Annotated in this window: 9 protein-coding genes, 1 tRNA gene and 1 pseudogene; all 11 read right to left on the bottom strand. The window is 66.5% G+C overall.

Features of this window, described 5'->3' with window-relative positions; translation table 11 throughout:
• Positions 1–33 precede the first annotated feature (33 nt).
• Complete coding sequence (rpoB, locus tag MKK84_RS22600) at positions 34–4,158, bottom strand: DNA-directed RNA polymerase subunit beta (protein ID WP_243923905.1); 4,125 nt, start codon at positions 4,156–4,158, stop codon at positions 34–36.
• Between the two features lie 247 nt (positions 4,159–4,405).
• Positions 4,406–4,783: a 50S ribosomal protein L7/L12 gene (gene rplL / locus MKK84_RS22605; protein WP_243923907.1), complete on the bottom strand. Its 378-nt coding sequence runs from the start codon at positions 4,781–4,783 to the stop codon at positions 4,406–4,408.
• A 49-nt stretch (positions 4,784–4,832) separates the two neighbouring features.
• Positions 4,833–5,351, bottom strand: coding sequence for a 50S ribosomal protein L10 (gene rplJ / locus MKK84_RS22610; protein WP_243923909.1), 519 nt, complete (start codon positions 5,349–5,351; stop codon positions 4,833–4,835).
• Positions 5,352–5,880: 529 nt separating this feature from the next.
• A complete protein-coding gene (locus MKK84_RS22615) occupies positions 5,881–7,524 on the bottom strand; it encodes a B12-binding domain-containing radical SAM protein (protein ID WP_243923910.1) in 1,644 nt (547 codons plus the stop codon).
• Positions 7,525–7,659: 135 nt separating this feature from the next.
• Complete coding sequence (gene rplA, locus MKK84_RS22620; RefSeq protein WP_243923912.1) at positions 7,660–8,358, bottom strand: 50S ribosomal protein L1; 699 nt, start codon at positions 8,356–8,358, stop codon at positions 7,660–7,662.
• Positions 8,359–8,369: 11 nt separating this feature from the next.
• Complete coding sequence (gene rplK / locus MKK84_RS22625; RefSeq protein WP_043385646.1) at positions 8,370–8,819, bottom strand: 50S ribosomal protein L11; 450 nt, start codon at positions 8,817–8,819, stop codon at positions 8,370–8,372.
• A 217-nt stretch (positions 8,820–9,036) separates the two neighbouring features.
• Entirely contained in the window at positions 9,037–9,570 is a 534-nt protein-coding gene (nusG, locus tag MKK84_RS22630) for a transcription termination/antitermination protein NusG (RefSeq protein ID WP_243923914.1), read from the bottom strand.
• A gap of 57 nt (positions 9,571–9,627) precedes the next feature.
• Positions 9,628–9,924: a preprotein translocase subunit SecE gene (gene secE, locus MKK84_RS22635; RefSeq protein ID WP_243923916.1), complete on the bottom strand. Its 297-nt coding sequence runs from the start codon at positions 9,922–9,924 to the stop codon at positions 9,628–9,630.
• A gap of 180 nt (positions 9,925–10,104) precedes the next feature.
• Positions 10,105–10,181: transfer RNA gene (locus MKK84_RS22640), tRNA-Trp, on the bottom strand.
• A 65-nt stretch (positions 10,182–10,246) separates the two neighbouring features.
• Complete coding sequence (locus MKK84_RS22645; protein WP_243923918.1) at positions 10,247–11,137, bottom strand: hypothetical protein; 891 nt, start codon at positions 11,135–11,137, stop codon at positions 10,247–10,249.
• A gap of 220 nt (positions 11,138–11,357) precedes the next feature.
• Positions 11,358–11,640: pseudogene (gene tuf, locus MKK84_RS22650) on the bottom strand (elongation factor Tu); the annotation flags it as partial.

Consider the following 11,640-nt stretch of genomic DNA (forward strand, 5'->3'; position numbering starts at 1 on the left):
TCTCCACCGCCACGGGAGGTTTTTGCGACTGGCTTACTCGGCCGCGTCGGCCGGCGGCTCGAGCTGGTCGTTCGCGGCCTTCTTCGAGGACGTCAGCTCGACGTTGAGGCCGAGCGAGCGCATCTCCTTGACGAGCACGTTGAACGATTCGGGGATGCCGGCCTCGAACGTGTCGTCGCCGCGGACGATCGCCTCGTAGACCTTGGTGCGGCCGGCCACGTCGTCCGACTTCACCGTGAGCATCTCCTGCAGCGTGTAGGCCGCGCCGTAGGCTTCCAGCGCCCAGACCTCCATCTCGCCGAAGCGCTGACCGCCGAACTGCGCCTTGCCGCCCAGCGGCTGCTGGGTAACGAGCGAGTACGGGCCGATCGACCGGGCGTGGATCTTGTCGTCCACCAGGTGGTGTAGCTTCAGCATGTAGATGTAGCCCATCGTCACCTTGCGGTCGAAGGACTCGCCGGTCCGCCCGTCATAGAGCGTCGACTGCGCCGAGCGATCGAGCCCGGCCATCTCCAGCATCTGCTCGATGTCGGCTTCCTTGGCGCCGTTGAACACCGGGGTCGCCATCGGCACGCCGCGGCGGACATTGTTGCCGGCCTCGGCCAGCTCCTCGTCCGTCAGGCCGTCGAGCTCACCCGGGGAGTAGATCGCCTCCATCTCCTGACGCAGCGGCGCGATGTCGTGCGACTTCAGATAGGCATCCACCGCCTTGGATACCTTGCGACCCAGGCCCGCAGCTGCCCAGCCCAGATGGGTCTCCAGGATCTGACCGACGTTCATGCGCGAGGGCACGCCCAGCGGGTTGAGCACGATGTCGGCATGGGTCCCGTCCTCAAGGAACGGCATGTCCTCGATCGGCACGATCCGCGACACGACACCCTTGTTGCCGTGACGGCCGGCCATCTTGTCGCCCGGCTGGATCTTGCGCTTCACCGCCACGAAGACCTTGACCATCTTCATGACGCCCGGAGGCAGCTCGTCACCGCGCTGCAGCTTCTCGACCTTGTCGAGGAAGCGCTGCTCGAGGCGCTTCTTCGACTCGTCGTACTGCTTCTGCATCGCCTCCATCTCGGTCATGAGACGGTCTTCGATGACGGCGAACTGCCACCATTGCGAGCGCGGGTAGTCGTTGATCAGCTCGCGGGTGAGCGTGGTGTCCTTCTTGAAGCCCTTCGGGCCGGCCACCGGCGCCTGACCGATCAGCACATCCGCCAGACGGGCGTAGGTGTTGCGGTCGAGGATCGCCTGCTCGTCGTCGCGGTCCTTCGCGAGCCGCTCGATCTCCTCGCGCTCGATCGCCTGAGCGCGCTCGTCCTTGTCGACGCCGTGGCGGTTGAACACCCGGACCTCGACGATCGTGCCGGTGACGCCCGGCGGCACCCGCAGCGAGGTGTCGCGCACGTCCGAGGCCTTCTCGCCGAAGATGGCGCGGAGCAGCTTCTCCTCCGGCGTCATCGGGCTCTCGCCCTTCGGGGTGATCTTGCCGACGAGGATGTCGCCGGCATTCACCTCGGCACCGATATAGACGATGCCGGCCTCGTCGAGGTTCTTGAGCGCTTCCTCGGAGACGTTCGGGATGTCGCGGGTGATTTCCTCCGGCCCGAGCTTGGTGTCGCGGGCCATCACCTCGAACTCCTCGATGTGGATCGAGGTGAACACGTCATCCTTCACGATCCGCTCCGAGAGCAGGATCGAGTCCTCGAAGTTGTAGCCGTTCCACGGCATGAACGCGACGAGCACGTTCCGGCCGAGCGCCAGCTCACCGAACTCGGTCGAAGGACCGTCGGCGATGATCTCGCCCTTCTTCACGAACTCGCCGACGCGGACCAGCGGCTTCTGCGTGATGCAGGTCGACTGGTTGGAGCGCTGGAACTTCTGCAGGCGGTAGATGTCGACGCCCGGCTTGTTGGCATCGGCCTCTTCCGTGGCGCGGATGACGATACGGGTGGCATCGACCTGATCGATGATGCCGGCCCGGCGCGCCGCGATGGCAGCGCCGGAATCCCGGGCGACCACCGCCTCCATGCCGGTGCCCACGAACGGGGCGTCGGCGCGGACCAGCGGCACGGCCTGCCGCTGCATGTTCGAGCCCATCAGCGCGCGGTTGGCGTCGTCGTTCTCGAGGAACGGGATCAGTGCCGCGGCGACCGAGACGAGCTGCTTGGGCGAGACGTCCATGAGGTCGACGCGCTCGGGCCCCACGACGATCACGTCGCCGGCCCGGCGGCAAACCACGAGGTCCTCCGTCAGCTTCTTGTTCTCGTCCATCTGGGCGTTGGCCTGGGCGACGTAGTACTTCGCCTCCTCCATGGCCGACAGGTAGGCGACCTCGTTGGTGACCACGCCGTCGCGGACGCGGCGGAACGGGGTCTCGATGAAGCCGTACTTGTTGACCCGGGCGAAGGTCGCCAGGGAGTTGATCAGGCCGATGTTCGGGCCTTCCGGCGTCTCGATCGGGCAGATCCGGCCATAGTGGGTCGGGTGCACGTCGCGCACCTCGAAGCCGGCGCGCTCGCGGGTCAGACCGCCCGGGCCAAGCGCCGAGAGGCGGCGCTTGTGCGTCACCTCGGACAGCGGATTGGTCTGATCCATGAACTGCGACAGCTGCGACGAGCCGAAGAACTCGCGCACGGCCGCGGCCGCGGGCTTCGCGTTGATCAGATCCTGCGGCATGACCGTGTCGATATCGACCTGGCTCATGCGCTCGCGGATGGCGCGCTCCATGCGCAGGAGGCCCAGGCGGTACTGGTTCTCCATCAGCTCGCCGACCGAGCGGACGCGGCGGTTGCCGAGGTGGTCGATGTCGTCGACTTCACCCTTGCCGTCGCGCAGCTCGACCAGCGCCTTGACCACGGCCAGCATGTCCTCCTTGCGGAGGGTGCGGACCGTGTCGGCGGCGTCGAGGTCGAGCCGCATGTTCATCTTCACGCGGCCGACTGCCGAGAGGTCGTAACGCTCGGAATCGAAGAACAGCGAGTGGAACATCGCCTCGGCGGTATCGAGGGTCGGCGGCTCGCCCGGGCGCATGACCCGGTAGATGTCGAACAGCGCGCCCTCGCGGCCGGAATTCTTGTCCACCGCCAGGGTGTTGCGGATGTAGGGACCGACATTGACGTGGTCGATGTCGAGCACCGGCAGCTCGGTGGTGCCGACATCCTCGAGGCTCTTCAGGAGCTTCTCGGAGATCTCCTCGCCGGCCTCGGCCCATATTTCGCCGGTCTGCGCGTTGACCAGATCCTCGGCGATGTACTGCCCGACGAGATCCTCGTCGGTCGCCTTCAGGAACTTGGTGCCCTTGTCGGTGATCTGACGGGCGTTGCGGGCGTTGAGCTTCTTGCCGGCCTCGAGCACGACCTCGCCGGAATCGGCGTCGATCAGGTCGATGGTCGCCTTCATGCCCTTCATGCGCTCGGCATCGAACGGCACGCGCCACTCGGCACCATCCCGGTCGTAGACGACGCGGTTGTAGAAGGTCGACAGGATCTCCTCGCCGTCCAGGCCGAGGGCGTAGAGCAGCGACGTCGCCGGCAGCTTGCGCTTCCGGTCGATGCGGACATGCACGATGTCCTTGGCGTCGAACTCGACGTCGAGCCAGGAGCCCCGATACGGGATGATGCGGGCGGCGAACAGGAGCTTGCCCGACGAGTGGGTCTTGCCCTTGTCGTGGTCGAAGAACACGCCCGGCGAGCGATGCATCTGCGAGACGATGACGCGCTCGGTGCCGTTGACGATGAAGGTGCCGTTCTCCGTCATCAGGGGCATGTCGCCCATGTAGACGTCCTGCTCCTTGATGTCCTTGACCGACTTGGCCTGGGTGTCGGGATCGACATCGAACACGATCAGGCGGAGCGTCACCTTCAGCGGCGCCGCAAAGGTGATGCCGCGCTGACGGCACTCGTCGACGTCGTATTTCGGCTGCTCGAAGGTGTAGCGGACGAATTCCAAGAGGGCCGTGGCGGCGAAGTCGGAGATCGGGAACACCGACTTGAACACGCTCTGCAGCCCCTCGTCGCCGCGCCCGCCTTCGGGCTCGTCGACCATCAGGAACTGGTCGTAGGACGCCTTCTGAACCTCGATGAGGTTCGGCATCTCGGCAACTTCCTTGATCTTGCCGAAGAACTTCCGAATGCGCTTGCGACCGACCAGCGTGTTGGCCATGTGACCTCGCTCCTACCCGCGTGCCTCGCGCCCGGGGAAGCGTTCCCGCGAAGGGACCTCCCGCACCGGGCCGTGACGCGCGCCCCGCCGAGCCGCGCCACCGAACCGAATCTCGTTCTCGGTCCCTTCCGGGACCATCCGCCGAAGCGGCCTAAAGCCCGCGGGCGCAGCGCCCGCGGGCTTCGGTCACGACAGGCCTGGAACGGACCTCCGTGAGGTGATGGGCCGGGACCGGCCCATCGTCGCCTTACTTGAGCTCGACCTTGGCGCCAGCCTTCTCGAGCTGGGCCTTGAGCTTCTCGGCCTCGTCCTTGGTGACGGCTTCCTTGACCGGCTTGGGCGCGCCCTCGACCAGGTCCTTGGCTTCCTTGAGGCCGAGGCCGGTGATCGCGCGGACCTCCTTGATGACCTCGATCTTCTTGTCGCCAGCGGCGGTGAGAACGACCGTGAACTCGGTCTGCTCCTCGACGGCAGCGGCGCCACCACCGGCGGCCGGGCCAGCAGCCACGGCGACGGCAGCGGCGGCCGAGACGCCCCACTTCTCTTCGAGCATCTTGGCCAGGTCGGCAGCCTCGAGAACGGTCAGCGAGGACAGGTCGTCGACGAGCTTGGCAAGATCAGCCATTGTGAATTCCTCTCAGATATCGGTTCGAACGAAGGGTTTTTGAAGGCCCTCAGGCGGCCTCGTCCTTGGTGGCATAGGCCCCGAACACGCGGGCGAGCTTGGCCGCCGGCGCATTGACGACCTGGGCGATCTTGGTCGCGGGCGCCTGTACGAGGCCCACGATCTTGGCGCGCAGTTCGTCGAGGGACGGGAGCGAGGCGAGGGCCTTCACGCCGTCCGGGTTCAGGGTTGTCGCGCCCATGGCGCCGCCGAGAATCACGAGCTTGTCGTTCGTCTTGGCGAAATCCACCGCGACCTTGGCGGCTGCGACCGGATCGCCAGAATAGGCGAGCAGGGTCGGGCCCTTCAGGAGCGGCTTGATGGATGCGACGTCCGTACCATCGAGTGCGATGCCGGCGAGGCTGTTCTTGGCGACCTTCACGGTGGCGCCGGCCTGCTTCATCTGCGAACGCAGCTTCTGCATGTCGGCGACCGTGAGGCCCTTGTAGTGGGCCACGACGACGACGGCGCTCTGATTGAACACGCCGTTGAGCGTCGAGACGAGGTCAGCTTTTGCTGTCCGGTCCACTGGGCTCTCTCCGGTTGGCGGAACCCGAAAATCGGGCCCGCCGGTTGCACATGCCGCCCGGACGTGGTCTCGGCCTTCGAAAGACCGGGAACGTCCGAACGACGCTTCGCGGCCCTGTCCCCGCACGTGCCCCTGAGGGGTCGCTTCGGGTGAGTTGGTTCAAACCGATACCCCTCCGCGGCCTGAGCCGTGGCGAGGCGTTTCGAATTCGGTCTTCCCCGTCTGTGCAGGCTGGGGGATTAAGCCGGCGAACCGGCGCCTGCAGTCTCGGACAGGACATGGCCGGACGAGGCTCCGCGGGGCGTGGTGCCCTCTGGATCCTGCCGGCCAGTGCCACCCGGTTGCCCAGGCAACATTTCGAGCGGAAACCGGCCAATCGGCCGTTTCCTTCCGTGAGGATAAATGCGTGAAGCGCGGTGTATAGAGCCTAGCAAGCCGCCTGCCAAGAGCCGAAGCGCGACTTTTCCGCCGCAGGCAAGGGCTTGTCGAGGAGCCCTGCTGCGATTGCATCACTCGACGCGCGCTCGGGCTACGCCGCCTCCCGCTCCGGCGCCAGCTTCCGCCTTGCCGATTCCCACCAGCTCCGATCGCGGGCCTCCTTCGCCTCAGCGGCCTTGGCGGCATAGAACGACGCGTTGTGCTCGCCGCGCAGGGCCTCGCGGGTGAAGCGGATCAGGTGGTGGGCCACGAAGCCCATATTGAACACCGCCTCGATCTGACCGCGCTTCAAGGCATAGCCCGCCGCGCTCCAGAACGGCTTGCGGTAATCCGAAAACATCCCGACCCGCGTGATGATGTTGAAGCCGAGGATCAGACCGCGGCGCAGGTTGGTGAAGGTCAGCTTGCCGGCGGTCGGCGTCTTGATTCGGTTCGGGTAGGTCACCGCGCACTGATGCTTGAACCGCTCGAAGATTTTTTCGGGCTCGTAGGCGTGCGCGATCGCCCGGCGCCAGCTGCTGACCACGGAATCGTGGGGGCGCTTGAACAGGACGTTCGATTCCAGGCTGGCATCGTGCAGGAGCCGGCCCTCTCGCTGCAGCCGATCCCAGAGCGGCGTTTTGGGCAGGGCCTGAAGCAGGTTGATGGTCAGCACGGGAATCGCCGAGCGATCGATGAAGTCGATCAGGTTCTGCTCGGATTCGTCGCTGTCGGAATCGAGCCCCAGGATGATGCCGGAGGTCACCTCCAACCCGTAGGAATTGAGCGTCTCGATCGCCTCGTACATCGGCACGGCGGCGTTGTGGGTCTTGTCGATCCCCTTGAGCGCCTCCGTCTCCGGGGTCTCGATCCCGACGAACACGGTCATGAAGTTCGCCTGCCGCATCAGCTCGAGGATCTCGGGCTGCTTGGCCATGTTCAGCGTCGCCTCGCAGGCGAACTGCAGCGGGTAATCGTTCTTCTTCTGCCACGCCACGAGGTGCGGCAGCATCTCGCGGGTCGCCTTGCGGTTGGCGATGAAGTTGTCGTCCACGAAGTAGACCACCGCCGGATGGCCCGGCTGGCTGATGATCGCGTCGAGCTCGGCGCACATCTGCTCCGGGCTCTTCAGGCGCGGCTGGCGGCCGTAGAGCTGCGGGATGTCGCAGAACTCGCAGCGATACGGGCAGCCCGAGGAGAATTGCAGCGAGCCGATCAGGTAGCGCTTCAGCGGCGCCGCCTCGTAGGCCGGGGCCGGGAAATCCGAGAGGGCGAGCCGGTCCTTGGTCTCCAGCACCACCTGGGCGGGGGGCGGCGTCAGGTCGACGTCGAGGCGCGCGATGAGCTGGTCGGTGGCGTCGCCGATCTCGCCGATATGGAGATAGTCGAAGTCGCGGTACTTCTCCGGGGCGCCCGAGACCGAGGGGCCGCCGAGCGCCGTGACCTTGCCGGCCACGCGGGCGCGGTCGCGGATGTCGTGGATCTGCGGCTCCTGGATGTGCATGCCGGAGACGAACACCGCATCGGCCCAGGCGAAATCGGCCGGGCCCGCGCGGCGGATATTCTCATCGATGAACCGGCATTCCCAAGCCTCCGGCATATAGGCCGCGATCAGCAGCAGGCCTTGCGGCGGCATGAACGCCTTGACCCCGCCCATCAGCGGGTAGGCGTGGGAGAACGTCCCGAAGGACGGGGTGTAAGCCGGGAAGACGCACAGGATGCGTCGCTTGGAGGAAACCGTCAGGGTGCATCGCATGGCGGCTTATCTAGCACAGCCGTGCGGCTTGGCGCCCCCCTTCGTGGTTGAGAATGACGTGAGGGGGCATCGACAACGAAAAAACGCCCGGCCGTTCCGGCCGGGCGCTCCGTAGCGTGGACGATTCGCCTGGTGTCAGGCGGTGAGCACGGTGTTCGGCTCGACCTTCACGCCCGGGCCCATCGTCGAGGTGACGGCGATGCGCTGGACGTAGGTGCCCTTGGCACCCGCGGGCTTGGCCTTGGCGACCGCGTCCGCGAACGCCTTGATGTTCTCGACGAGCTTGTCGGCGTCGAACGAGACCTTGCCGACGCCGGCATGGACGATGCCGGCCTTCTCGACGCGGAACTCGACCGAGCCTCCCTTGGCACCGGCGACGGCGCTCTTCACGTCCATGGTGACGGTGCCGACCTTCGGGTTCGGCATCAGGCCGCGCGGGCCCAGCACCTTACCGAGACGACCGACCAGCGGCATCATGTCCGGGGTGGCGATGCAGCGATCGAACTCGATCTTGCCGCTCTGCACGATCTCCAGGAGATCCTCGGCGCCGACGATGTCGGCACCGGCGGCCTTGGCGTCGTCCGCCTTGGCGCCCCGGGCGAAGACCGCAACGCGCACCGTCCGGCCGGAGCCGTTCGGCAGGTTGCAGACGCCGCGGACCATCTGGTCGGCGTGACGGGGATCGACGCCGAGGTTCATGGAGACCTCGACGGTCTCGTCGAACTTCGCGGTCGCCCGCTCCTTCACCAGCTTGATCGCCTCGTCGAGGGGATAGAGCTTGGTGACTTCGATGCCCTCGCGGGCGGCGCGGATGCGCTTGCCTTCCTTAGCCATGATGTCCTCCCTCAGGCCGTGACTTCAAGGCCCATGGCCCGGGCAGAGCCGCGGATCATGGCAACGGCCGACTCGATCGAGTCGCAGTTGAGGTCGGGCATCTTCTTCTCGGCGATCTCGCGGAGCTGCGCCTCGGAGATCTTGCCGACGGTCGGGCCCTTGCCCGGGGTCTTGGAGCCGGAGGCCGGCTTCTTGCCGATCTTCAGGCCGACGGCCTTCTTCAGGAAGAAGGTGACCGGGGGCTGCTTCATCTCGAAGGTGAAGGAGCGATCCTGATACGCGGTGATGATCACCGGAATCGGGGTGCCCTTCTCCATCTGCGCGGTCTTCGCGTTGAAGGCCTTGCAGAATTCCATGATGTTGAGGCCGCGCTGACCGAGCGCGGGGCCGATCGGCGGCGACGGGTTCGCTGCGCCGGCCGGGACCTGAAGCTTCACGTAACCCGTGATCTTCTTCGCCATGGGACTGCTCCCAATGATAATCCGCCCCCACGCAGCCTGAAGCGCGGCGGGTCGGACGGTTGCAGGTCGCGGTGCGAGCCGTGGATCCCGGAGGCGAGGCCGGGCGGATCTCCCGCGGATGGTGCCGCATCCCTAGCGAGGTGCGGCGGCTTCTCGGCTGCCGTTCAGCGACGACCGGGAAAGGCGGGCGGCCGGAGGGCCGCCGAAACCGGGAGGCTCAGGCCTTCTCGACCTGGGCGTATTCGAGCTCCACCGGCGTGGCGCGGCCGAAGATCGACACGGCCACCTTGAGGCGAGAGCGAGCCTCGTCGATCTCCTCGACGGTGCCGTTGAAGCTGGCGAACGGGCCATCGGCGACCCGGACGGTCTCTCCGATCTCGAACGACACGGAGGGCTTCGGCCGGTCGACGCCCTCGGCGACCTGCCCCTTGATCCGCTCGGCCTCGGAGTCGGGGATCGGAACCGGCTTCGACTTGTCGGCGCCCAGGAAGCCCGTGACCTTCGGGGTGTTCTTGATCAGGTGGTAGACCTCGTCGGTGAGGTCGCACTTCACCAGCACGTAGCCGGGGAAGAACTTGCGCTCGGCATCGACCTTCCGGCCGCGGCGCACCTCCACGACCTTCTCGATCGGGACCATCACCTCGTCGAACAGCTCGGACAGCCCGCGCTGGGCCGCCTGGTCCTTGATGGACTGCGCGACCTTGTTCTCGAAGTTCGAGTAGGCGTGGACGATGTACCAGCGCTTCGACACGGTTCCGTTCAACTCCGATACGTCTGCGAGGTCTCCCTCGTCCGATGGTGCCCGGTCTCAGAGGCCGAGGATCAGGCCGACGACGAAGCGCAGGGCCTGATCCACCACCGTGAAGAACAGGCTTGCGACCACCACCATCACGAACACCATGATGGTCGTGATGGTGGTTTCCCGGCGGGACGGCCACGTGACCTTGCGAGCCTCGTCGCGAACCTGGGCGAAGAACTCGCCCGGCGTAGCGCGCTTCTGCGGCGCACGAACTGGCGTCGTCGGACGGGCCGGCGGCGGGTTCGCGGGGCCGCGGGCCGCGCCGCGCACCAGGTCCACCTTCTTGGTCGCTTCGTTCGATGCCATGGCGCCAGTGTCTGTGCGTGTTCGGCCCCGGGCAGAGACCGCTCCGGGAACACGAATGACGGCGCCGAGGACCCGGATGGGCCCGCACCGACGGTCGCTTCAGATCTCGGATTTCGCCCGCTCTAACGCAACTCCGCCGGCTTGTCGACCGGGCCGCTGCGTGGGATCGGGCAGGATGTCTGGCAGGAGTGGAGGGACTCGAACCCGCAACCTCCGGTTTTGGAGACCGGCGCTCTGACCAGTTGAGCTACACTCCTAGCGCACCGCCCAATGCCTCATCGCGGCTCGGCTTGCAAGGGGTTCGGCCAGCGGCCGCCGCAAATCACCGGCCGTGATCGGCCCGCTCCATCGTGTTCAGGGGCCGGAGGTGGCGGCCATCGAAGCGGAACAGTTCGTCGCTGCGGCCGTACGGGCCCGTGCGCAGGTAACGCGTGGCCTCCGCGGCCAACGCGCGCCGCGCCGGGCTGCCGGACGGCCATGCGAGGAGCAGGTTGCGGGTCGGTCCGGCCAGCGTGATGCTGTCTGTCTTGAGGGCGCTCCGGATCTCGTTGAGATAAGGCGGTACGAGCAGCCGCGCGATGGCGAAGTCGTCGCCCGGATTGGCCATGGCAAACAGGGGCGCACCGTCCCCGAGCACCAGTTCGAACGGCGCATCCTTCGACGTGGCTGCCAAGTTCGCGACGGCCGTCGTCTCCACCTGTGCAGGATCGATCTGCCAGCCCGCAAGCATCTCGCGGGTCACGTACTGATAGCGATTCGGCTCGTCGAGCACGTAGACCACGTGCAGCGTCTCGGAAAACCGACGATGCGCGAGCATCGTGTATTGCTGGAGGATCTCGTCCGGTACGAGTTGCGGCCGCAGGCGCGACCGGATCGTCGCGAAGTCGCCCGTATCCGGCGCGGGGGCGGCCTTCGCCAAAGCGACGGCGAGGAATTCCGCGACCTCATGCCGGCGCCCGGGTTCGGAGAGGCCGTCGACGCGCTGATACAGGTTCGTCAGATCGATCGTCTTCGTGCCGACGCTGAGCTGCGCCGGATCCGCCTCGAGGAGGACCTTCACCCCTGGCCGGAGGTCACGGATCAGTGCGGCTACCTCCGCACGAAAGCGCCCATCGGTCAACGCATCACCCCAGGCCGCGCCGGTCAGAACCGCCGCTCCCACACAGATCAGGGCCGCGAAACACCCAGGCCGAAGAATGGAACCGACCGACATCCGAGTCTCCCCAAGACCAGGCGGAGAAAGGACAAAGCAACGCCGGCGCTCCGTCAAGACGAAGGCCGGCGTAAGTCACATCGATCTGGGTCGACGCCCGCGTGCGAGACGGCGGGATGCTTGTGGCCCGGCGCGCGGTGCACCGGTCCGTCGAGCCCTGCCCGATCGTACTGCGATCGGGCAGGGTCCTAAGTTTTTGTCGCGACGCGCTCGCGCAGCCTTAGTCGTTGATGGCGGCGACGACGCCGGCACCGACGGTGCGGCCGCCCTCGCGGATGGCGAAGCGCAGCTTCTCTTCCATGGCCACCGGCACGATCAGCACCACGTCCATGGTCACGTTGTCGCCCGGCATCACCATCTCGATGCCCTCGGGCAGCGTGCAGATCCCGGTCACGTCCGTCGTGCGGAAGTAGAACTGCGGCCGGTAGTTCGTGAAGAACGGCGTGTGACGGCCACCCTCTTCCTTGGTCAGGATGTACGCCTCGGCCTTGAACTTGGCGTGC

This window comes from Methylobacterium sp. E-065 (assembly GCF_022829605.1).
Lineage (GTDB): Bacteria > Pseudomonadota > Alphaproteobacteria > Rhizobiales > Beijerinckiaceae > Methylobacterium.